This is a genomic window from Rossellomorea vietnamensis (assembly GCF_025398035.1).
Classification (GTDB): domain Bacteria; phylum Bacillota; class Bacilli; order Bacillales; family Bacillaceae_B; genus Rossellomorea; species Rossellomorea vietnamensis_B.
The window spans coordinates 4,250,162-4,273,088 of the sequence record NZ_CP104558.1 but is presented as its reverse complement, the minus strand read 5'-3'; the positions used below and the strand labels follow the sequence as shown (position 1 = coordinate 4,273,088).

Sequence of the window (22,927 nt, the reverse complement as noted above, 5' to 3'; positions counted from 1 at the left end):
CTATATCAAAAATCGTTTATATTTGATATCATTCGTCAAAATATTCATGGTTCTTCGAAAAAAGATGGGGCCGGCCTTAAGGCTGCCCTTGCATCCTTAAGGAAACGTCCCCTCTTACGATCAATTATTATTTTCCACGTGTTTTAAATAAGTGAATGTGGTCAAGGGCTTTCCCTGTCCCGATTGCCACGCAATCCAGTGGTTCCTCGGCAATGAGCACCGGCATCCTCGTTTCATCGCTGATCACTTTATCAAGATTACGAAGAAGTGCTCCCCCACCGGTCAGTACGATCCCTCGGTCCATGATGTCCGCTGCAAGTTCCGGCGGCGTCTTCTCAAGCGTACTCTTAACGGCATCCACAATCGTATATACGGTGTCACGAAGAGCAGAAGCAATTTCTTCTGCCGTTACTTCAATCGTTTTCGGCAGTCCTGTCAGAAGGTCGCGTCCACGGATTTCCATCGCTTCGATGCCTTCTGAATCCCCTGCAGAACCCACTTCCATCTTGATCGTCTCAGAAGTACGGTCCCCGATCATCAGGTTGTACGTTTTGCGGATATAGTTGATGATCGCATCATCCATTTCATCCCCGGCAACGCGGATCGACTGGCTTGTCACGATTCCCCCTAAAGAGATGATCGCTACTTCTGTCGTTCCTCCACCGATATCCACGACCATGCTTCCTGTCGGTTCCCATACCGGTAGGTTCGCTCCGATCGCCGCTGCGAAAGGCTCTTCAATCGTGTAAGCGTCCCGTGCCCCAGCTTGTCTTGTCGCATCGATGACCGCTCTTTCTTCCACCCCTGTAATGCCTGAAGGTACACATACCATGACATAAGGCTTTCGTGAAAAAGCTCCCTTATTCCGTGTCGCCTGCTTTATGTAGTACTTCATCATCGTGGCGGTCGTTTCGTAATCAGCGATGACTCCATCTTTCATCGGACGGAGGGCCACGACATTCCCCGGTGTACGGCCGATCATGTTCTTGGCGTCATTCCCCACTGCAACGATCTGCTTATTATCTGTTTGAAGTGCCACAACAGAAGGTTCGCGAACGACAATCCCCTTGCCTTTCACGTACACCAATGTGTTAGCAGTTCCTAAATCAATCCCTAAATCTTTCGTTCCAAACATGAATGGTATCTCCCTTTCTGATACAAATTGGCTGGTTTTTATAAAGGTTTATGTGTTTTCATAGGAGAGTCGTCCAATCACTCTCTACCTCTTAATTTTCGTCACAATAATGCTTCGTTCATGCATAACGAAAAGACTCATTCCCTTGTAGAATGACTCTCTTATTTCAGTAAGCCCGCGTTATATTGAATCACGATATTGTTTGTAAAAATCATAAGCTTTATTATATCGTAACCAGGAAAAAAATCATAGTGTCATAAATACCCTTTTTCCTTTAAGCTGATAAACTTCTTCTCCCCTATTATAAGGTGATCGAGTATATCAATACCAATGATTCGACCGCATTCCACCAATCTTTTTGTCACTTCTATGTCTTCCCTGCTCGGAGTCGGATCCCCGGATGGATGGTTGTGGATGCAAATGATGGATGCGGCGGAGCGGCGAAAAGCTTCTTTGAAGACTTCCCTAGGGTGTACGATGGAGGCATTGAGGCTTCCTATAAAGATGGTTTGTTTATGAAGTACTTGATTCTTTGTGTTGAGGTATAAGCAGACGAAATGCTCCTGGGCCAAAAATCTCATATCGTTCATGACATAATTGGCCCCGTCTTCTGGGGAACGGATCGAATATCTGTCATCGAATGTCAGATTGCTGATACGCCGGCCGAATTCCACCGCCGCCATGATCTGGACAGCCTTGGCAAGACCGATCCCTTTCGTTTTCGTGATCTCTTCCAGGGACGCATCCTTTAGTAGATTCAATCCGTCGAATTGATTTAAGAGTCTGTTGGACAATTGAAGAACGGACTCTGATTTGGTTCCGGTCCGGAGTAAAATGGCGAGCAACTCCTGATTGGACAGACTGGCTGCTCCGCTTTGGATCATTCTTTCCCTCGGTCTCTCATCCTGGGGGAAATCCCTGATCATCAGACGGTTTTCTTCCTGATGGGGCATCGTTTTTACCATTGGTTCCTCCTATTCTTACGTGAAGGAGTCATTCTGATGGAAGATAGCCCATTTCGAGTAAAACACGATTCACCCGGGAGATTGGGAGACCGACGACGGAGAAATAATCGCCCTTGATTTCCTTGACGAATTTCGCGCCGATTCCCTGGATCCCATATGACCCGGCTTTATCAAAAGGTTCTTCTGTTGCGATATAGTCATCAATCTCTTTAGAGGTCAACTCCCAAAACGTAACATCTGTTTTTTCGTAAAAGAGTTTCTCCTCCTCACCGTGGAGGATCGCCACACCTGTGTAAACCGCGTGAGAAGAGCCGGAAAGCATCTGGAGCATGTCCTTCGCTTCCTCTTTCGATTCCGGTTTCCCAAGAATCTTACCGTCTTTTGTCACAACGGTATCAGAGCCGATCACATAGTGAGAAGGATGTTGATTCGATATGACCATTGCTTTTTTCTTTGCGAGATACATGACGACTTCATGGGGCATTAAATCAGGAGAAAAGGTTTCATCCACACTTGAGCCAATAATGGAAAAAGAGAGTTGGATTTGTTCGAGAAGTTCTTTTCGTCGGGGAGATTGTGAAGCGAGTATGAGGTTGGACACACCATACCATTCCTTTCAGGGAAATTGGGAGATACACACTTATACTACCAAATCCCACCTTAGTAAACAAGTGAAAATAGAGCTGCCCCGTAGCGCGAGAAAGGGAGAATCCCGCGTTACAAGGCAGCTCACATACCGTTATTTCCTAGAAAATAGTCTATTTCAGTCGAAATTATAACCCGCTATAGAGTTGAAGATAAGATAATAGCTCCCCTTGAACTTTTTGGGCATCTTCCGGCGTCTTCATCCCAGCTGCCAGATTACCTGCCTCCACCAGGGATTTCTTCATAGAGGCGATGGAATCCTGACCGACCTTGATTCCTTCCAATTCCTTCACTCCGGATTGAATCGTTTTGATCGTGGCATCATCCGCAGTCCCCCCGGTCATTCCACTGCTGCTGGCCTGGGCTATGGCGCTGAAGAGGGCATTCCCTTTTTCAAGGAACGTTTTTTCTTCTTTTGAAGCATTGACCCCTTTGGATCCCATCACAAAATCCTTCGCGTAAACGTCCACCCCTTGATCCTTCAGCTTCCCGCCAAGGGTTTTGGCCGTTTCCAAATCACCCGAAACTCCTAGCAACAAAAAGAACTGGCCGTCTTTTTCAACATATGCAGCAGGAAGACCTTTTGACGCTAAACTATCCTTCATGGCCTTCATCGCTTCTTCTGTGGAAAACACACCGCCTTGTAGGATAGAGGTAGAAAAATCCTTTAATTCGACGGCAGAAACCGCCTGCTGATCATCCGTTTTTCCTGCTGATGTGTTATCCTGCAGCATAGCGGCAGGCTTAGCAGGGCCATCTGTCGTCGTGATCACTTTTAGGGTCCCGAAACCAAGGACCGCCCCCACAACGATCGCCCCAATCAAAGACATGACCAGGTTGACCGAATCCTGAAACGGGTTAATAAACGATTTTTTCTTCTTCTTACTTCCAGACACGTAATGGATCTTTTTATATTCCTGTGGAGGCTCGGCTTCTTCATCGGGAAGGTTCCAGTCAAAACCGTCATCCTTCGCCTCTTCCCCGGCAGCCGTTTCCGATTCCCCCAACTTCCAATCGTACACAAGGAGATCTTCATCGAACTTCGTTTTTTCCCCATTGATTTTAATAGAAATCTTCTTGTCGTTTTTCCCACGATCGCCCATCATCGCCACCCTCCTTCATTTATTTTTTTCCATGCTATCACATCCCATAAAAAAAAGAACAAGACTTTTGTCGTCTTGTCCTAATAGGTTTTCGTCAAATTTTTTAGTTCTTCTCCAGGGATTCGATCGATAGAGAAGAAAAGGGGATTTCCTCTCTATTACCCTGATCATTTGTACAAAGATTGTACTCCTCCCCCATTAAACAAATGGATAATACATTCTCACCATCAGCCAGCACATAGGAGTCATCATCCGGTGTCATGACTGTTTTGGAATGGGGATCAAGGATCGGTTCGATCAGGTTGGCGTCTACCAGTTCTTTATAGGTGACCTTATTGATTTGCCGCTCCTGAAGCATGGCGTCTTTCGCATAGTACTCGGCAGAGCTCTTCATTGTAAGGGCATTTGCCACAAATGCCTGCTGTTTGGATTTTTCGATGATCGTATTGATCGCCAACACGGCGATCACGGCGATGATTCCGAGGATGACAATCACGGCCAGTAATTCGACAAGGGTGTAGCCTCTCTCATTTTCAGTCATCATTCATCAGACCTTACATTGTTATCTTGTTCTTCTGACTTTTGTTCAGGGAACTGCTGAAAAGGATTCTTTTTGTTTGAAGGAAGAGGAGCATCCAGTTTAGGTAGTTCCTTCTCAAGTTCCACTAAACCAGGCAAATAAAAGGCGGATACCACAATATTCAATTGAATATTCTCTACATCATCTTGATATTGCTGTATCTCCGGTGGCCCGCTGAAAGAAATCTGTTCAACCTCTACGATGCGGTGCAGATCTTCCAGTTTCTTGATGAATTCTTCTATTTCGAAATAGCTCTTGGCTTCAACCGACATGGTGGCAGTCAATTTTTGCAGGCCCTGCGGGAGGGACACGACCGATCCATCCGGATTTGTTGAAGGTGTCCCATCATTCGTCGACTCGGCTGTCTCTTCGATGGCAGTCCCGGTTGTTTCCCCGGTTACAGGCAGCGCCATCGCTCCTTCAGTAAATTCTATGCTCGTAATAAGACTATCCGAGACGATTTCCGCCTTTTGAAGGTCTATAAGCAGCTGCTGTGTCATGGGTTTCACCGGAACTTTTTGTTGAAGGGAACTCGAGTTTTCAAATGAATCCTGTTGGATGGAAGAGATTTTCGAATCCAAAGCATTGATTAGCTTCGTTTCCGTTTGAATTTCACTTTGCAGGCTTTCTTTTTGATTCTTCACCGGTAAGTAGAAAAACCAAACAGCTCCAAAGATAAGAAATAATACTAATATGATGGAGGTTCCAATCAGAAACCATTCTTTTTTATCGAATTGTACATTCATTCCGAATCGCCCCCTTGCTCATCGGCTTCTGTTTCGATTTCTTTGATGCTGTCTCTATTTAATATGACTTCATATTGGCCGATGTACCTTGGCAGGACGGGTTCGGTATTAACAGCCGCCTGTTCATTCTCCATGACGGATTCAGTGGCAAGGGATGATAGTTTTGCATCCTGAGTGTACTTGGAATCTTTCAGATGAGTTAAATAATAGGCTGCTTCACTGCTTGTATCGAATTGAATCGAGAGTTGGATACTCCCATCTTCAGCATAAGTGAATTCCTTTAAGAATCCACGTTCCGGAAGCAATTCCACGAGATGATCCAGGACCGGTACAGTATCGATCGGATAGTCTTCCACCCAGCTCACTGCATCCTCCAGTTGTACCCATGCATCAGAGGATTCAAAGTCAGAGATGCTCTGTTCTTTTTCAGCCCTAAGCTGCTTTTCACTTTGAAGTTGAGCAGTCAGGGCGTCCACGTCTTTACCGAGATTCCCGGCAAGGATGAATAGAATGATCAGAGCAAGAATGCCAAGTGATATAACCCCAGCGACCACATACAGCCACTGCCTGCTTCTCTTTTCGTTTTGAGGTAATAGATTGATATCGACGAGCACTATATCACCCCTTTCAATCCTAAACCAACGGAGAGCAGGAACTCATTCGGTAGTTCTTCGTTGGTGTAGGGGTCCCGCGCTAGAGAAGGCACCTTGATAGTGTCAATCTCAAACCTGTCAGCTAAAAGGGTGTGGATGTCCCCGACCCTGGGGTGATCACCGGCTACATATACCTTATTGATCACAGCTTCATCGTTTGTCAGTGTGTATCGATAAAAGCTGAGTACTTTGTCTATTTCTTTCATCACGTCATCAAATGGGAGGGAATGAAACCCATCGTGATCACTTCGCTCATCCACCACTTCCCGTTCCTCCCCTAAACTGATCGGCCTGAAAAAGACGGGCTGGTGATCATGGAAGATGGATACGGTCACATTGGAAGGATTAAAGTAAAGGAGCATTTCATGGTTTTCACTATGAGTAAGGTCCAATGAATGGATGTAACGGTAGTAGGCAAGTGGACTGATATCCGCTACAACGGGCTTTAAATGGGCATCTGTCAGCATCTGTTGATATTCCATGACAATGTCTTCAGGTGCAGCAACCAGGATGATTTCTTTCTTGTCCCCTTTATTCCCAACCACCACTACGTCAAAAACAGGATTCTCAAAAGGTAGATGGATACTTGTCCCGATTTCAAGGAATAAGTGACTCTTTACCTCATCGTCTTCAATATCAGGTGAAATCGCCATCTTCCTGATGATCATCTGTGTGTTCGGGACGATGAATTGGACTTCCCTCTTTTTCAGGCCCCAATCTAGGACACACTCATCCAAAAGGGCTTGAAACGCCTCTTTTTCAATGATTTTGCCATCGGAAATCATCCCGTCTGCTATACGCATCTCTCCAAAATCATGGATATGTAAAGGAGAAACTGATTTCAATTCAACAAAACGAATCCATTGATCACTGATGACGATATTGATTTTATTTTTATTCTTATTGAAGAGACGTGATAACATCTTGAATAACCCCTTTTAGCTGTATAAAGAAAAATACCAATACAGGATTGGCTGATGAAAGAAGTATGCGACGAGTGTGCCCAATACGATATACGGACCGAACGCGATGGGCTGTCCTTTTTTGAAAACACCTAGAATCAGGCCGGTAATACCTGCCACCGCCCCCAAAAGCGTGGCTAGGAAAAAGGAAAACAGCATCACCTTGACTCCCACGACATAGCCGATGACAGCGAATAATTTTATATCGCCGCCTCCCATTCCCCCTTTGCTGATGATGGCAATCAGGAGAAGCAGGCAAAAGCCTGTCAGTGCACCCGCTATGCTGTCCCACCAGGGATTCAACGGGATGAATATACGTTCGATGATAAACAATCCCGAAAAAAACAGCAGCACTTTATCGGGGATGACCATATACTTCAGGTCACTGACGGTGATGATCATGAAAAGGGAAACAAGGGTGAGAGCGACAATCAGCTCCGTCTGTAAGCCCATTAACGTATAAGAAAGTAAGAATAGTAGTCCGGTGGATAATTCCATTAAAGGATAAAGAGGAGAAATGCGCCCCTTACACCGAGCGCATTTTCCTCCTTGTATAATATATGAAACTACCGGGATCAGTTCCCTGGCCGTCAGCGTGTGCCGGCAGTAAGGACAGGCTGATCTCGGTTTGACGATTGATTTTTTGAGCGGTATCCTTAGGCCGACTACGTTGTAGAAGGAGCCTAGGAGGAGACCGTAGAGGAAAAGTAATACTTGAAGCATATTATAATTTTACATCGTCACGCTTTACTTTGTCCGGGTCACCGTTAATATGCTCAGTAGAACTCGATTTCCCAATAAGAGTAACCACATAAGAATAGTTACCTGTATCTGCATCTTTAGTAATCGTAACAACACTCGTCTTTTGGTTGTATCCCTTTGAATCTGAAGGGTTTTCAAACTCTTCTAAATATCCTTTATCAATAAGTTCTTCCATCTTAATAGAACCTACAGTAGCTTGATCAGCAGTAATCGCCAACCTAGCTCCACTCACCATCTGCTGAGCATTCGCAATATGAGCGTCTTTCTTCGAGTTATTAATCAACCCGCCAATACTAGGAATCGCAATCGCTGCGATGATCCCTAAAATAACAACAACCGCAAGTAATTCGATAAGCGTCAATCCGCGCTCATTTTTCAATCTTTGACCGATTTTCTTTAACATGGTAATTCCTCCTGTTTAATGATCTTTTTGCAAAAACTAGTAATCTAGTACTAGTATACAACAACCAACCGACAAAAAAATCAAGTTTTTTGTAAAATACTAGGTATTTTCTAATAGTTTTGAACACTGTTGAAGATTTCGAACATCGGGACAAGGATCGATGTCACGATGGTCCCGACTAAACCTGCCAGCATGACGATCATGAGTGGTTCGATTAATGACTTCAGACGATCCGTTGCGCTTTCCACTTCCTTTTCATAGAAGTCCGCAACCTTTGCAAGCATCGAGTCCAGGGAACCTGTTTCTTCCCCGATGGCAATCATCTGTGTCACCAGTGGAGGGAAAGCCCAATGCCTCTTCATCGGGTCCGTAAGGGAGGTCCCTTTCTCCAAAGACCTCCGTGATTCGCCGATCACCCGTGCCACCACTTCGTTCTCCACCACTTTTTCCACGATGGCCAACGCCTGTAAGATGGGGACTGAGCTTGAAAACAAGGAACTTAACGTTCTCGTCATCCTCGCCAGGACCGCTTTTTGCAGCATCTTTCCGAAGATCGGAATCCTTAGGACGGCATAGTCTAAGTAATATTTGGAGCGCTTGTCTTTTCTTAACATGGCCAAGGTGATCGCAATGAATACAAAGAACATAATGATGATGTACCAGAACTTTTGCATGAAGTCACTTGATGCAATGACAAACTGTGTGATGGCCGGCAGTTCCCCGCCGAAATCGTTCAACATATTCACAAATGTAGGTACGACGGCAGCGAGAAGGAAAATCACGACACCGATTGCGATGACGCCGACAACCATCGGATATGCAAGAGCCGATATGATTTTCTGTTTCGTGATATGCTGCTTTTCATAATGGGTCGCAAGTCCTTCCAACGTCTCATCCAGGCTCCCTGATGCTTCACCGGCCTTCAGCATATTGATCAAGAGCGGTTCGAAAATTTTCTTATGCCGGGAAAAGGCTTCCGACAACGGATTCCCGTCCCTGAGTTCATCCTCGATCTCCTTTAAGGCTTTACCGAGTGCCTTGCTCTCTGTCTGCTCGGACAGAATATGAGTGGCATCCACGACCGTGACGCCAGCTTGCAGCAGCGTGGCAAACTGTCTCAGAAATATGACAAGATGCTGCAATTTAACCGGATTACCGATCGTGATGTCTTTCGTCATAAGGGTTTCCGGCATCTCCAGGATATCTATGACCCTTACTTCCTGCTTTTTCAACTGAATGAGTGCATCCTTCTTCGATGAAGCCGTGACAATCCCTGATTTCTTCCCTTTTTGGTCCCTGCCTGTGTACTTATACCGTCCCATCTATTGAGGAATCTCCTCTCTGCTGTAAGGAAACGCCATTTCCTTTGATATGATGCCACTCTCATATAGTCTCATCACACTGTCGCTCATGATGTGCATACCTGAACTTTTAGACGTCTGCATGACATTTTGAATCTGATGGACCTTTTCAGAACGGATCAGATTGGCGATCGCCGCATTGTTCATCAGGAGCTCCGTCGCGGCCCTTCTCCCCTTTTTATCCACTGTGGCAAATAGCCTTTGGGAAAGGATTCCGACAAGGACCGAGGCCAACTGAACGCGGATTTGTGACTGCTGCTCCGGAGGGAAGACGTCTACGATCCGCTCAATGGTGGCAGGTGCACTGGATGTGTGAAGGGTCGCTAGTACAAGATGACCGGTTTCCGCTGCCGTGATGGCCGTATGGATGGTCTCCAAGTCACGCATCTCTCCTACAAGAATGATATCCGGATCCTGCCTCAGGGCACTTCTCAATCCTTTTGAGAATGATCTTGTATCAAATCCCACTTCCCGCTGATCGATGATCGATGCACCGTGTTTATGCAGGTACTCGATTGGGTCTTCCAGGGTGATGATATGCTTCCTCATCTTCCGGTTCATGTAATCGACGATGGAAGCGAGTGTGGTCGACTTCCCGCTGCCCGTTGGCCCTGTTACGAGGAACAGTCCCTGTGGTTTTTCGGCAATGGCCTTCAATGCATGTGGAAGAGACAAGTCTTCCATTGTTGGGATGGACGTCGGGATGACACGTATAGCCAAAGATACACATGATCGCTGTTTAAATGCATTCACCCTGAATCTTGACACGCCGGGGATCCCATAGGAAAAATCCAGCTCACCTACCTCTTCAAAGGAAGGATACATCGTCTCTGAAATGATGGCCTTTGCCATTAATGCTGTATGATCGGGCAACAGGTTCTCTTTACCGTATCTTTTTAAATCTCCATGAATGCGGAAGATAGGCGGTGAACCCACGGTCAGGTGGATATCCGACGCCCCCAGCTCGTAAGCTGATTTAAGAAGATAATCAACTTTTTCTTTCAATTCATTCACCTACTCTGATATGGCTACTCGTAATACTTCCTCGGTCGTGGTCAATCCCTGCTTTACTTTCAGCAAACCGTCATCTACGAGGAAAATGGTTTTATTTCGGACCGCATGCTCCCTGAGTTTCGAGAAAGGTTCATTGTTCAGGATGACCTTCTTCATTTCATCATTCATGACGAGGACCTCATGAATGGCAATCCGCCCTTTGTATCCGGTCATGTTACAAGATGAGCATCCCCGCCCCCTTGTGATGGTCTCGATCTTCATTCCTCTTTTGGCGAATATCTCCACTTCCCGCTTGGTCGCCGGCATTTCATGCTTACAGTCCCGGCACACCTTCCTGATCAACCGTTGAGCCACGACTCCACTCAGTGAAGAGGCAACCAAAAACGGCTCGACTCCCATATCCAGAAGTCTCGTCACTGTACTGATGGAGTCATTGGTATGGATCGTACTCAGGACGAGGTGGCCGGTCAAGGAAGCCCGAATGGACACTTCAACCGTTTCCCTATCCCGAATTTCCCCGACCATGATGATGTTGGGGTCTTGACGCAAAATGGCCCGAAGTCCCTTCGCGAATGTCAATCCGACATTTTGATTCACGCCGATCTGGTTGATCCCTTCCAGCTGGTACTCAACAGGATCTTCGATCGTAATGATGTTCACTTCTTCACTATTAAGGTGATTTAAAGCTGCATATAGAGTGGAAGACTTCCCTGAACCCGTTGGTCCTGTTATGAGGACAATCCCTGTCGGCTGCTGGATCATTTTCATGAACCTCTGCTGATTCACCTTATTGAACCCCAGTTTTGCGAGGTCATTCAGACTGGAACCTAAATCAAGGATCCTCAGGACAATTTTTTCACCATAGACCGTTGGCAACGTTGACACACGCAAATCAATTGGATGAAAGTCGATATTCACCTTGATCCGACCGTCCTGAGGTACCCTGAATTCAGTGATGTCGAGGTTTGCCATGATTTTAAGGCGTGCAATCAACATGCTTTGCATATGCTTCGGAAGGTTTCTTTCTGTTCTTAAGATCCCATCCACCCTGTAACGGATGGCCACTTTCGTTTCCTGCGGGTCAATATGTATGTCACTCGCTTTTTGGGTGACGGCATTTGAAAGGATCCCGTTCACTAATCGAACGATGGGTGAATCGGAATCTACCACCGTATCTTCTTCCACGTTATTTTGATTCCGATTCTCTTGAAAGAGATCTTCAAATCCATCTTCCAGGTCATAGAACTTATTAATGACCTTCAGGATATCATCCTTTGTCGCAATCGCTGTTTCAATCTGAAAGCCAGTGGCCAGACGGAGATCTTCTATGGCATAAAAGTCCAAAGGATCACTCATTGCGACAAAAAGCTTATCCCCTTCTTTCTTAAGTGGGATCATCAAATTCCTTTTTGCAGACTCTTTAGGGATGAGATGAAATAAATTCGTTTCAAAGGGATACCGATATAAGCTGACATGAGGGATCCCCAATTGAAATTCCAACACTTCAATCAACTGCTGTTCTGTAATATATCCTCTTTGAAGCAGTGCATCACCTAACTTCTGACCCTTGGCCTTATCTTTCAGGGTATCCTGCAACTGGGATTCGGATATGATCCCTGCATCTACCAGCAGGTCTCCGAGCCTTTTTCTAATGGTGGTCACCTTATCACCCGCTTTTAAGCCTTATTTAAAATCTTTTTTCTGTGGTTTTGATTTATAGTCAGATGATGTTGGTGAAGAATCCCGTTTGGACGGGTCCTCACTTTTCTGATCGGTAGAAGTGTCCGTCTTATCTTCTCCGTTCTGTGAAGTGGGGGCTTCCTTTTCTTCCTCATTCACTTTATCCTGCGTTGGTACTTCACCGTCTACCTCATCCGTCCCATCCGTTACATTGTCATAAGTGTCACTCGGTGTTTCCTGTAATTCCTGCAACGGATATACTGCAACTTTATTCTGCGGTGCATAAAAATCTTCATTGATCAGTTCTTCTGAAAGGATTTCTCCTGAAGTGCTCAGTTTTTGTTTGTAGACGCGGATCAAAACCCCGTCTTTCCCTTCTTGCTGAATATCGACGCTTCCTTTTTCAACAAAAGGGCTGAATTGTTTAATCAAACGGGGAGGGAATGTTTCTTTTTCAGACAATCGGACATTATAAGTGCTTGAAAAGGGAATTCCCTCGAGCTGTGCCTTGATTCGATTCTCTTGAATGGCAAGCTTCAGCTCATACTCCGTTGCGTTCGGATTCGTGATGACAAAGTCCTGGTTATTCATCGGATTGAATTTCGCTTCATAGCCCAGGGTCACATAATCCGGAAGCTCTTTACTGATATTTCGTTCAATGATGGAAAAGTTGGAATGCAACGTAATCTGATAGAGTAAAGAGGCAACCGGACTTAAGTCAGCCTGTGATTCAACGACAAACCCTTCCGTTTCCAGGAAGTCCGAAAACGAAAACTGAGAATTGGGTGCAATGAGAATGGAGGGAAAGTTGTCTATGAAGCTCTTGATCGTCGGTGTAATGTTTAATTCATTGGATACAGCTTCAAATAAAACCTGTGTCGATGCATTTTTATCGAGATAATCGTATACGTCAATGGTCTCACCACTGTTGAGATTTCCCGCTAAAGAAAGGACATACTCCTTTAGAGAAGCCACATTTATGTCATCAGGGCTATAATCAGGGAAATGATCTGATAGGAATGAATCTAACGCTTGATCATCCAGGGTGACCATTAAACTCGTATTTTCATTGTCATCCAGTTTTTCTAAACTTTCTTCCAAATGGAATTGAAAGAGTGCTGAATCGACCCTTGCACTCTCCCCATTGAATTCAAGCATGATGTTTTGATTCCCTTTCCACTCTATTATTTTTCCCTCCAGTATTTTTACTGCTTCTTCCTTGTTTGCTCCACCTAAATTAACAGATGCAACAGCTGCATGTTTTGATAGATTGAGTGACTGAACAAAGAATGATTCATAAGCATAAACGCCTAAATGAGAAAAACCATAGAGGAAAAACGTAGAAAAGAATAAAACGGCCATCAACTTTACAAGCAGACCTTTTTTCACATCAGGCGCTCCTTCCTGCTATTCCCTACTTAATATTCATTGTTAAATCAACAAATACAGAAGGTCCCGCTTCTTGAGCGGCTTTTATGTCTGATTCCGATAAAGAGGAACCCTTGGCAATCAACAAATCCCCTTCTAAATTGTAAATATCTTCGGTCACTCTTTTACCCGCCAATAATTCTGTCTGTTTTGATTTGATTGTTTCCAGGCCATGCTGTTGAGGTGTAGCTTCGACCTCTTCTACGAACACAGGTTCAGGATCGCTCAGTTGATTCAATGAATCTTTAAAATATTCCACGGCATCTTCGTTCACGATGAGGATATCTTTCCCAAAAGTGAGTACATGTTCTGTTGCAAGGAAATAAGTATTGTCCTTCGATTGTAACTCCAATGAAACGATGGCCCCTGTTTCATCATCCACATAGAATTCCTGGATATTACCAATCATCTGTCCTTTACGGGTCATGACACGGGTATCACTAATCTTAATCTTCTTGTTCACCAGCTGATTTGCGATAGGGATTTCATTCAAGTCAATGACCGCACTCTCGTTTTCGACGGTCACAGCATATTCCCCGATCCCGACTACCTTCTTAAAAGGGATCGCTTTCACACTTACCTGCCAATCTTCATGTTCGATGGTCAAGAAATCTACTGAGCCTTTCTCCGGGTTTATAACAAGGGATTTGACTCTCCCTATTTCACTTCCATCGTTAATACTGATAATCGGTAAAGCTTTCATTTCTGCACTTTTCTTCATGTCATCTCACCTATTCCATCAATTTAGTTTCGTGTCATTTCCCACGCGTATTTCTTTGAATGTTCCAGATCCATTATGATGTAAGGGTACTCCCTGAATCTCTCTTCGATCCCCTTAATGAACATATCCAAATCTTCATATTGCTTCGTTGAAATGTAATGATCCATTAATATTCTTGCAAATGTATAGTAATCCTGATCGTGTAGACTTGGATGTAAATAATGCTTGATCATATTTTCCATCTGGTCATCGGTTAACAGACTCCGTGAAAGTGTGATCTGCTCAATCATGGTCTTCATTACTTCTCTCATGATTCTGCTGCGCTTTGGAAGTTCGTCTATAAAGGCGTCATCTCCTGCACGATGATGATCGATCAAATCGTCTTCCCCATCGATGGAATCTTCAAGAACTGCCTCTTCCCCTGCACTAACAGGCTCCTCTATCTCTTCAACAATCGGTCCATCACTCTCAACGATTACTTCTGCCAACTCTTCCATGTATACCTCTGTTTCTTCCGTTTCCTCTACTTCTATTTCGTCCGGGTCATTGATCATGCTTTCGATTTCACTCAAATCAGCCTCAAACAACTCGAAGTCCCCTTCAATCGCATCAGGTTCTTCAATCAATTCGTTTGCATTTTCTATAAACCATTCACTTTCGTCTTCCTGAACCTGTGTTGAGGTTATTTCTGTATCAACATGTACAGGCAATATCTCATCATCTTCCTGTAAAGGCTCGATGTCTTCAAAGGTTTCCGATGTTTCTTTACCGTCTAGCATATCCCCTTGCTTATGATCCTCAGACTCTATTTCTTTAACAGACTTTTCAACCGCAGCGATTTCTTCTACATCTTTCACTTCAGAAACTTCATTTGATGCTTCTTTGTCATTATGTAAGTCAGACTTGAATTCAACATGTGCAGGAGTTTCGAGCCATTGTTCTTCTTTCACATCCTGGTCATGTCCTTCAGCCACTACCAATATCCCGCTAAAACGCTGTTCCATGACGTATGAGAGGATGGCCAGTAAAGAAAGTAACATCAGACCAATTAACCACATCGGGTATTGGGCAGATGCGACTAACCCCAAAAGCGTCAAACCAAATGATACGCCTGCGATCAGTAGTTTCCCCCCATGGGAGATCCCGATTGGAATGAAATATAAAATAGGCAACAGCAGAATAAGTGCCAGTAACGAAAATAGGTAAATCATCTTACATTCAGCTCCTCCCTATGATATATTTCTTATAAATTAGACTTTTTTTAACAAGTTTCGACTATTAAATATTGTATAATAAAGTTAGGTAGATTGAAAGCAGGTGTTGGGTTGAAATACATAAAAATAGTAAAAAATAATAGAGGCTTCACATTGATAGAGCTGTTGGTTTCCATTACCATACTGGGAATCGTCCTTCTAGCATTCATGAATTTCTTCCTTCAATCCAGTACATATACAAATGCCAATCAAAAGAAGACGGTGGGGGTCAATGTAGCCAGGAATGTCCTTATGTTCATGGAAAAGCAGAACTTCCTCGAAGTCAGGAACTTTTTTCATGATGTGAACATAGGTGATAAGTCTCCTGATACAGAATACCTCACATTACTCATATGTGAAGAGAAGTATACACTGTTCTCTGAATCTGAAATACATAACACCTGTCCCGGCAAGAAACATATTACGATTAATGGATTAGAATATGAAGCGACCATCTTTTCCGATGAAGTATCGGCTTCTGAAGAAATGGATTACTATATTCCCATTACCGTCAAAGTGAGGTGGAATATGAATGATAAAGCATACAGCACGAGTGTTGATGGCAAAGTTAAAAGTGAAGATATCCGATAATAAAGGGATCACCTTGATTGAATTATTGATCACACTAACTATATCGGCTATTCTTTTGCCTGTTACATATGGTGCTTTGATCACTGGATATAAAGTCTATGAAAAAGTGTCGATAGATGCCCAGCTCCGTGAAGATGCTGATTATGTATCTTCCATGGTGATGAAACGTTTATATTCATACCCCTTTGATACCATTGAAGAATGTACCCCTGAGCAATCAGGTTGCATTAAATTCGTGAATAACACTGAAAAAAATATAACTTCCTACTCTGGAAAATCCTTCTATGAGGTGAAAGATGAAGACGTTATACATGATGAGCAGACATTGGAACTGATAACCATGGACGGGAAAGAGCAATGGAGCTTCGACGGTGAGATACTTGCTACTTCATCCGATTTTTCAGGGTCCACGATTACGACGAGTTGTACGTCTGATCCATGTACGGATGCGATGATTCAAATGACATATAAAGTGTCTCATCCACGGTTCAATAAAACACTTCAATTAGAGAGCCGCTTCGGCTTCTAGAATGGAGGGAATCATTTGTTAACAAATCAACGAGGAAATGCGTTGCTGACTGTTTTAATCACCTCCCTTGTCATGGTGACGATCGGCATGGCCATCATGAGTTCAACGATAGGAGGAGCCAAACGGACAGAAGTCAGGGAAACAGATATTGATATTACATACGAAGGCTTAAAAGCGGTTGAAGAAATCTCTGCCAAGCTTGTATTCCAATTGCAGCCCACTAAGCAGTTGGAAATCAACCAATTAACCCCTGTAAATATTAACTCAAAAGTGAGGGACTTCATTCAAACAGAAATACTCCCATCCTACCAATCTTCTGATACGATCAAATGTATTACGATCGTGGATGTCAGCGGAACTCAAGCTTCGAATTTACTGGGAGCTCATTGCGGGAAAGCCAATACCCTTCAATATCACACGTTCGGCTTGGATTTTATCGACACGAACCTTACAAGGGTATATGAGATTATCGTCAATACTGAAAATCCTGATTCCGAAGAAGGAAAGGTTGAAAAAATCGTCCGGAAGAGAATCATCCTTTCTCCAATTCCAAGCTTCCTGAAATATACGTTAGGTTCCCGTGAACAGCTTCAGTTGAACGGTTCACCCCATCTGGTCGGAAATGTATATGCTCATTCACTCGGCATCAGTGAAGATGCAAACTATCAATTGTCCAATCTCGATGATAAGAAAGTGAGCGCACCATTCCCATCCATTGTAGGAGATTTGTATACCAGCTATGACAAAGTGAATTATGACCATATGAAATCCCTGGTGGACACCCGGCAGTTTTACCCGCACCTGCCAACACCAGACATAAAGCAGGACAGCCAATTCACTGACATCTCCTTTGATCAAACGTACTCGGAGGAGGTTGGGAAAGTATTGGACTCTCTTGGGCTTTCACTTGATCAGGCTTTGACCAAGGCTAATATAAGGAATACGATAACGGCCAACTATCTATCCAACAGTCCCATCTTCTTCCCTTTGGTAAATGGTATATTGAGTGAAAATGTACAGGGGACTGTAAAAGCGGATCAAAGCATCACAGTAAAAGGGTTACGACATCCCGGAGTGGACCTGATTGTCCAAGGAGATGTAAACATCCTTGCAAATTCCACAATGGATATTGAGAATATCATCTCTACCGGAAATGTAACCATTTCGAACGCAACAGGAGAGATGTCAATCGGAAATATCGTCGCAGCCGGCAATGTATCGATTGAAGCAAATGCATCAGTAACATTGAAAGAGAATATAGTCAGTTTTGATGACGTTTTGTTCCAGTCCCAAAACTCTACATCTTCTATTGAAGGGAACATCTACTCCGGAGGTAACCTAACGATAAAGGGTGATGCCAATGATCCGGATGACGAAAACGATGAAATTGAATTTGATTCTGTCATTTACGCAAAAGGAAAGACAAGTATTTCGAATTTGAATATCACCGGTAAAAGTAGTCCCGGTCATTCCAATCAACGGGGTCAATTGATCTTACTTTCAAAAGGAGAATTATTGGTAACGAGGATGAATGAATTCCAATACTATACGGATGAAGAAGAAAAGAGAGAGGCTGACCTTTTGCCTGATGCATCAGAAAATATTAAGCCTCTTCAGGCTTTCTTATACACCGATAGTGACGCAACATTATATGGTGTCGGCTCCCTCTTTTATGTGAACGGTGGCGTCTTTTCGAAGGGAAACCTGACTGTAAACGCCGTACGTGGGGATGTTGACAGCATGGATACGATACAAAGTGATCTCTTTTCTAACCAGGAAAAGAAATTATCGCGATTCATCGTTCATTATAATAAAGATGTACTGCTCTCCAAATTGGATGATCTTCCCAAGGTGGACTCCCTCTCCCTAATTGGTGATGAAATAATTGTGGAGTAAAAAAAGCGAAGCTATGATTGCTCATAGCTTCGCTTCAGCTTGTAGACAAAGTCTAAGAATTAGACCAAGTCTACAAGCTTTTTTTGTATAATAGAAAGGAATAAAGCTTTTGTGGGGGATAAAAATGTTATCAAAACACACTAAAGAAGGAAGAAATCAAATTGAAATGGTTGCGCTAGATGAACTTGTTCCTGAGGATCATCTAGTTAGGAAAGTTGAACAAGCGATTGATTTTGAATTTATTTATGACTTAGTAGAAGATAAATATTGTTTAGACAATGGACGCCCTGGTATTGATCCCGTTGTTCTCATTAAAATGGTCTTTACCCAATACCTCTTTGGCATACGCTCCATGCGTCAAACCATCAAAGAAATCGAAACCAACGTTGCTTATCGATGGTTTATTGGGTATTCGTTCAAAGAGAAAATCCCTCACTTTTCAACCTTCGGTAAAAACTACGTTAGGCGCTTCCACGATACGGATCTCTTTGAACAAATTTTCTACCGCATCTTGAAAGAAGCGATGACCAAAGGATTGGTGGATCCATCCGTTGCGTTTATAGATTCTACTCATGTAAAAGCGAATGCGAATAAGAAGAAATTCGAAAAGAAAATAGCCCGAGTCGAAACTAGAACGTATCAGGATCAGCTGGATAAAGAGATCAACATTGACCGAGAGGAACACGGAAAAAAGCCCTTCCCCCCACAGAATAAAGAAGAGTCAAAAGAAATAAAGGTCAGCACGACAGACCCTGAAAGTGGGTATTACGTAAAAGATGAGCGCGAAAAGCTGTTTGCGTATTCTTTTCATACGGCAAGCGACTCCCGGGGTTTTATCTTAGGATCTCTTGTCACGGGAGGAAATGTTCACGATAGTCGGATGTTGGACAAGCTCGTCACTCAAGTCACGGATAAAGTCGGTAAGCCCAGTTCTGTCGCTGTTGATGCAGGATATATAACACCCCACATCGCTAAATTCCTCATGGACCAAGAAATCAGACCCGTTATGCCTTATACACGGCCGAGAACGAAAGACGGATATCTTAGGAAATACGAATACGTTTACGATGAATATTTTGACTCCTATCTTTGTCCCGAAGGACAAATTTTACCTTACCGTACTACCACAAGAGACGGGTACAAACAATACGCTTCAAATCCTTTGGAATGTAAAGACTGTCCTCTGTTAGAACGTTGTACACAAAGTAAGAATCACACCAAGATGATTCATCGACATGTGTGGCAGGATTACATAGATGAAGTAGATCATTTGAGACATACAGAACTTAATAAAACTCTATATGCGAAACGCAAAGAAACGATCGAACGGGTCTTTGCGGACGCAAAAGAAAAGCATGGCATGCGTTGGACGACCTTAAGAGGTCTTAAAAAAGTTTCAATGCAGGCGATGCTTACATTCGCTGCCATGAATCTTAAGAAGTTGGCAAACTGGACATGGCGAGGGCCATGTCCAGCCTAGAAACAGGAGAAAAATCTTTTAAAATATCAGAAAACCCCACCTTCGGTTAAAGTGAAGGTGGGGTTTGTCTACAGTCTGAAGCGAAGCTATGATTGCTCATAGCTTCGCTTTTCATTTTACCATCTGCCATCGATACTTCCATTTTCTGTACCCGGATTTCCACCTTCTTCTGAAACCACCTCAAAAATGGCTGTGGCTTTAATATCGGGGTTTTCATCGGATGTTACAGTGATGGTCGTCACACCTTTACTCTTCGGGGTTATTTTCCATATGTCATTTTCCCTTGTTATCTCGACTACGCCATTCCCTGTATCAGTGACAGTCTTAATATTTTTATTGGTGGCATTATGAGGATTAAAGATCAAGTTTGAATGAACGTCGAAATCGTTCCCCTCCAGAAGCAGAGTATATTTCGATTTAGTGAAATCCATGCTTTCAAGATCTATGAACTTAGACTTCACAATGACGCGGATAGTCTTTTTAAACTTCCCATTTTTCGTTTCTACAATAACGTTATCCTCACCAGGGGATAAACCTGTCATTCTATTCTCCTTGGTAGAACGGACTTGAGTATACTCAGAGTTGATTACCCCGTCGTTCCCTTGGGTCACCAGGACATTATAATTATTATTTGGTTTCCCAAAAGGGAAGACATCGATATCGAAAGACTTCGTTTCACCCACGTATAATTCGATGAGGGAAGGAACTCGTATTAATTCGTCTCCTTCGATCCAGATGGTTTTCCCAATAATATAATCATCGACGGCAAATCCTCCGCTCGCTTTTACCTGGACTTCATTCTTTCCGAATGTGTCGAGGGTTTTCACTTCCTGAAGGTCGATGTTATTCCATCCTTCTATCACTTCATCCTCATTCAACATTCGATATTTATACTTCACATCATTTCCGGGAACCCCGGTAGATAGATAGAATTCAGCCTGATTGGATATGGAATCCCCATCTTCCAATACTTTATTGGTAACGGCATCCTTGACAGTCAGTGCAGGAATAAATGATAGTACAGCGGTTGATCCATCTTTGTAGGTGATCGTTAATTGAGTTGAATCAGCCACTAATTCCTTTACCGCTTTATTCGGGAATCCGTTATTAATGCCCGGCTCCAGAACAGCGACAGTCGTTTCCCCCTGTCCTGTGATCAATACTTTTTTTATTGTTCCGTTAGCAAAACCATCATAAGCATATTCTTTTTGATTATCATACTTACGGGTTCTTACTTTCGCACTTAATTCATTTTGATCTGGGGTCAAATTACTGACCACTTTCGTATCATATCTCGAATCAACGTAAGATACCTTAGGCTGAGGCATCTTTACATTATTAATGGCCCATAAGGCCTTTATCTTCATATTGGCGGAAAGCGAGGGTTGAGAAAACTTTCCGTTTTCAAAATTCATCCTTTGAGTCAATCTCATGACAGCCGTTCGTTGACCATTCACATTTTCTATAGAAAGGTTATTGCCGGCTTCAACTTCCACCCCTTCAGGTAACGGCTGGTAGATGGTGATATCTCTTACGTTCCCCTTGGCAGTTGGATTTACTAGGCCTCCGAACTCCAGCTGATACTTACCCGTAAATGAGTTGGTCTCTTTTCCTTGCTCAATAATTAAATTGAATAATTCTTGATTGATTTTATTCAGTTCAAGCTTTCCTGTAACAGATGCAGGTGCATCATCCTTCACCTGGATCGTCACCGATTTATTATTGGTATTTCTCCATGCCGTTTCTTCTGCCGTTTTATATTGAATTTTTACAGAGTCAAAAGTGTAGGTACCCTTTGTCGTAAACTCCACAGGTAATGATAGGATTATGGCCGACGGTGCTCCCTGGCCCACTTCATACACGGTGGAAAACGGTAAATACACCGTATTATTGACCACTTTGTATTGGTTACGGTCAACAGTTGCGTTTACCGGCAAAGGTACGACCGCTTCCCCTTCCAATTTAACGGAGTTTATTTTATTCGCCAGTTTTTCAAATGCATCCGAGACACTTCCCTCACTTGCTTTGATGAAACTGCCGGAAGTCTTCTCTGCCAGCATTTGAAGGTATCGGTCATCAAGGTCGCCTTCCCCGTATCCGAGTGTATGCATGGTGATGTTGGAGTTGTATAATTCTTTGGAAACTTCAAGGCCTTTTTGTTTAATCAGAGCCTGCATTTGCTGACTGTTTGTTTCCAACTCCCCTGGATTGTACCAACCCGACTTAAAAGAAGTACCATCCATAGAAAAATCAGAAGGTATCAATAATGATTTCAATTTGCTATTATCCGGGGAATATATTTTATGGAGCCACTTATTATAATAGTATCTATTTTGGAAGTCATATATCACTTGTTGATCATTCTCTACAAGATCTGTTTCACCGCAAAAAAACCAAAACGGTCTTGTACATTCTTCTCTTTTTACTTTTTCAACGGCGGTTGCAATCATAGGCTGTCCATCTGTCAGGAAGACAATATACTTTTCGTTCTTGGAATCTCTCAGCATATGCTTTGCTGCACGCAAAGGATCGGTATAATTTGTCCCTCCATATGCGGTGGTATGTAACATAGATGTTTTAATAGAATCGAGGTCATTGCTTAACGGAAGGATCGTTTCAATCTCGGACGAAAAGGTAATGAGAGAAAAGCGGTCATTTTCTTGCTTGTTTTTTTCAAAGAATTGGACAGCACTGGTCAGTCCGTCTTTTGCATTTTGCATTTTGTCTCTCGTACTATTCATCGAGCCTGATTTGTCAAAGATAAAGACGACATCAATAGGGGGCCGCTTTGCTTCCTTCACTTCCCCTGCCGGAATAATATTGAAATCTAATGACGCTTTTGCATTTCCTTCTGCAGGCTTTACGATCACACTTTGTGACGGTGATACATTAAAATCCACATGTAAATCAGCATTCCCTTTTGCATATGTTATGGTCGAACTCATTAGGAGCGTAAGAAACAGGATGAATAGGAATGGAGTTTTTGGCTGTATTCTCATAATATCCCTCATTTTGGTTAT

Annotated in this window: 21 protein-coding genes; 4 read left to right on the top strand and 17 right to left on the bottom strand. The window is 43.3% G+C overall.

What is annotated here, in order from left to right; genetic code table 11:
• Positions 1–127: 127 nt before the first annotated feature.
• From N5C46_RS21875 to N5C46_RS21800, 16 genes are all read right to left on the bottom strand, one after another.
• Positions 128–1,135 (bottom strand): rod shape-determining protein, encoded by a 1,008-nt coding sequence (locus tag N5C46_RS21875; protein WP_261750233.1) that lies wholly within the window; start codon positions 1,133–1,135, stop codon positions 128–130.
• A 254-nt stretch (positions 1,136–1,389) separates the two neighbouring features.
• Positions 1,390–2,100 (bottom strand): RadC family protein, encoded by a 711-nt coding sequence (gene radC / locus N5C46_RS21870; protein WP_272501217.1) that lies wholly within the window; start codon positions 2,098–2,100, stop codon positions 1,390–1,392.
• A 28-nt stretch (positions 2,101–2,128) separates the two neighbouring features.
• Positions 2,129–2,701, bottom strand: a complete 573-nt coding sequence (locus tag N5C46_RS21865) for a Maf family protein (RefSeq protein WP_261750232.1) — start codon at positions 2,699–2,701, stop codon at positions 2,129–2,131.
• 172 nt (positions 2,702–2,873) lie between these two features.
• Positions 2,874–3,851 (bottom strand): SPOR domain-containing protein, encoded by a 978-nt coding sequence (locus N5C46_RS21860; RefSeq protein ID WP_261750231.1) that lies wholly within the window; start codon positions 3,849–3,851, stop codon positions 2,874–2,876.
• Positions 3,852–3,951: 100 nt separating this feature from the next.
• Positions 3,952–4,389, bottom strand: a complete 438-nt coding sequence (locus tag N5C46_RS21855) for a type II secretion system protein (RefSeq protein WP_261750230.1) — start codon at positions 4,387–4,389, stop codon at positions 3,952–3,954.
• Positions 4,389–5,174, bottom strand: coding sequence for a hypothetical protein (locus N5C46_RS21850; protein WP_261750229.1), 786 nt, complete (start codon positions 5,172–5,174; stop codon positions 4,389–4,391). The genes N5C46_RS21855 and N5C46_RS21850 overlap by 1 nt, the downstream gene beginning before the upstream one ends.
• The gene (locus N5C46_RS21845; protein ID WP_261750228.1) at positions 5,171–5,788 is read right to left on the bottom strand and encodes a pilus assembly protein PilN; all 618 of its coding nucleotides are present in this window, start codon (positions 5,786–5,788) and stop codon (positions 5,171–5,173) included. Before N5C46_RS21845 ends, N5C46_RS21850 begins: the two co-directional genes overlap by 4 nt.
• Positions 5,788–6,750, bottom strand: a complete 963-nt coding sequence (pilM, locus tag N5C46_RS21840; protein ID WP_261750227.1) for a type IV pilus biogenesis protein PilM — start codon at positions 6,748–6,750, stop codon at positions 5,788–5,790. Before pilM ends, N5C46_RS21845 begins: the two co-directional genes overlap by 1 nt.
• A gap of 15 nt (positions 6,751–6,765) precedes the next feature.
• Positions 6,766–7,512 (bottom strand): prepilin peptidase, encoded by a 747-nt coding sequence (locus tag N5C46_RS21835; protein ID WP_261750226.1) that lies wholly within the window; start codon positions 7,510–7,512, stop codon positions 6,766–6,768.
• Between the two features lies 1 nt (position 7,513).
• Positions 7,514–7,954, bottom strand: coding sequence for a type II secretion system protein (locus N5C46_RS21830; RefSeq protein ID WP_261750225.1), 441 nt, complete (start codon positions 7,952–7,954; stop codon positions 7,514–7,516).
• Between the two features lie 110 nt (positions 7,955–8,064).
• Positions 8,065–9,276 carry a type II secretion system F family protein gene (locus N5C46_RS21825; RefSeq protein WP_261750224.1) on the bottom strand — a complete coding sequence of 404 codons (1,212 nt, stop codon included), beginning with the start codon at positions 9,274–9,276 and terminating at the stop codon, positions 8,065–8,067.
• On the bottom strand, positions 9,277–10,320 hold the full coding sequence (locus tag N5C46_RS21820) for a type IV pilus twitching motility protein PilT (RefSeq protein ID WP_261750223.1): 1,044 nt from the start codon (positions 10,318–10,320) through the stop codon (positions 9,277–9,279).
• A gap of 9 nt (positions 10,321–10,329) precedes the next feature.
• Positions 10,330–11,991, bottom strand: a complete 1,662-nt coding sequence (locus tag N5C46_RS21815) for a GspE/PulE family protein (protein ID WP_261750222.1) — start codon at positions 11,989–11,991, stop codon at positions 10,330–10,332.
• 21 nt (positions 11,992–12,012) lie between these two features.
• Positions 12,013–13,398, bottom strand: coding sequence for a G5 domain-containing protein (locus N5C46_RS21810; protein ID WP_261750221.1), 1,386 nt, complete (start codon positions 13,396–13,398; stop codon positions 12,013–12,015).
• Between the two features lie 25 nt (positions 13,399–13,423).
• Positions 13,424–14,158 (bottom strand): PRC-barrel domain-containing protein, encoded by a 735-nt coding sequence (locus N5C46_RS21805; protein WP_261750220.1) that lies wholly within the window; start codon positions 14,156–14,158, stop codon positions 13,424–13,426.
• Between the two features lie 23 nt (positions 14,159–14,181).
• A complete protein-coding gene (locus N5C46_RS21800) occupies positions 14,182–15,369 on the bottom strand; it encodes a hypothetical protein (RefSeq protein WP_261750219.1) in 1,188 nt (395 codons plus the stop codon).
• Positions 15,370–15,525: 156 nt separating this feature from the next.
• Here N5C46_RS21800 and N5C46_RS21795 point away from each other — a divergent pair, with 156 nt between their 5' ends.
• The 4 genes from N5C46_RS21795 to N5C46_RS21780 all read left to right on the top strand — a co-directional run bounded on the left by N5C46_RS21795 (position 15,526) and on the right by N5C46_RS21780 (position 19,907).
• Positions 15,526–16,002: a type IV pilus modification PilV family protein gene (locus tag N5C46_RS21795; RefSeq protein WP_261750218.1), complete on the top strand. Its 477-nt coding sequence runs from the start codon at positions 15,526–15,528 to the stop codon at positions 16,000–16,002.
• On the top strand, positions 15,944–16,531 hold the full coding sequence (locus tag N5C46_RS21790) for a PilW family protein (RefSeq protein ID WP_261750217.1): 588 nt from the start codon (positions 15,944–15,946) through the stop codon (positions 16,529–16,531). The genes N5C46_RS21795 and N5C46_RS21790 overlap by 59 nt, the downstream gene beginning before the upstream one ends.
• Positions 16,532–16,546: 15 nt before the next feature.
• Positions 16,547–18,427, top strand: coding sequence for a hypothetical protein (locus N5C46_RS21785; RefSeq protein WP_261750216.1), 1,881 nt, complete (start codon positions 16,547–16,549; stop codon positions 18,425–18,427).
• 124 nt (positions 18,428–18,551) lie between these two features.
• Positions 18,552–19,907, top strand: coding sequence for an IS1182 family transposase (locus N5C46_RS21780; protein ID WP_261750215.1), 1,356 nt, complete (start codon positions 18,552–18,554; stop codon positions 19,905–19,907).
• A gap of 116 nt (positions 19,908–20,023) precedes the next feature.
• On the opposite strand, the gene N5C46_RS21775 is transcribed toward N5C46_RS21780, so the two are convergent.
• Positions 20,024–22,906 carry a vWA domain-containing protein gene (locus tag N5C46_RS21775; protein ID WP_261750214.1) on the bottom strand — a complete coding sequence of 961 codons (2,883 nt, stop codon included), beginning with the start codon at positions 22,904–22,906 and terminating at the stop codon, positions 20,024–20,026.
• Between the last annotated feature and the right edge of the window lie 21 nt (positions 22,907–22,927).

What these genes read in the sequence shown, in the direction of transcription:
- N5C46_RS21780 (WP_261750215.1), top strand. Translation starts at nt 18,552, where the DNA reads ATGTTATCAAAACACACTAAAGAAGGAAGAAATCAAATTGAAATGGTT.
- radC (WP_272501217.1), bottom strand. Translation starts at nt 2,100, where the DNA reads ATGGTAAAAACGATGCCCCATCAGGAAGAAAACCGTCTGATGATCAGG.
- N5C46_RS21825 (WP_261750224.1), bottom strand. Translation starts at nt 9,276, where the DNA reads ATGGGACGGTATAAGTACACAGGCAGGGACCAAAAAGGGAAGAAATCA.
- N5C46_RS21830 (WP_261750225.1), bottom strand. Translation starts at nt 7,954, where the DNA reads ATGTTAAAGAAAATCGGTCAAAGATTGAAAAATGAGCGCGGATTGACG.
- N5C46_RS21855 (WP_261750230.1), bottom strand. Translation starts at nt 4,389, where the DNA reads ATGACTGAAAATGAGAGAGGCTACACCCTTGTCGAATTACTGGCCGTG.
- N5C46_RS21850 (WP_261750229.1), bottom strand. Translation starts at nt 5,174, where the DNA reads ATGAATGTACAATTCGATAAAAAAGAATGGTTTCTGATTGGAACCTCC.
- N5C46_RS21875 (WP_261750233.1), bottom strand. Translation starts at nt 1,135, where the DNA reads ATGTTTGGAACGAAAGATTTAGGGATTGATTTAGGAACTGCTAACACA.
- N5C46_RS21800 (WP_261750219.1), bottom strand. Translation starts at nt 15,369, where the DNA reads ATGATTTACCTATTTTCGTTACTGGCACTTATTCTGCTGTTGCCTATT.
- N5C46_RS21835 (WP_261750226.1), bottom strand. Translation starts at nt 7,512, where the DNA reads ATGCTTCAAGTATTACTTTTCCTCTACGGTCTCCTCCTAGGCTCCTTC.
- N5C46_RS21790 (WP_261750217.1), top strand. Translation starts at nt 15,944, where the DNA reads ATGATAAAGCATACAGCACGAGTGTTGATGGCAAAGTTAAAAGTGAAG.
- N5C46_RS21860 (WP_261750231.1), bottom strand. Translation starts at nt 3,851, where the DNA reads ATGATGGGCGATCGTGGGAAAAACGACAAGAAGATTTCTATTAAAATC.
- N5C46_RS21805 (WP_261750220.1), bottom strand. Translation starts at nt 14,158, where the DNA reads ATGAAGAAAAGTGCAGAAATGAAAGCTTTACCGATTATCAGTATTAAC.
- pilM (WP_261750227.1), bottom strand. Translation starts at nt 6,750, where the DNA reads ATGTTATCACGTCTCTTCAATAAGAATAAAAATAAAATCAATATCGTC.
- N5C46_RS21775 (WP_261750214.1), bottom strand. Translation starts at nt 22,906, where the DNA reads ATGAGAATACAGCCAAAAACTCCATTCCTATTCATCCTGTTTCTTACG.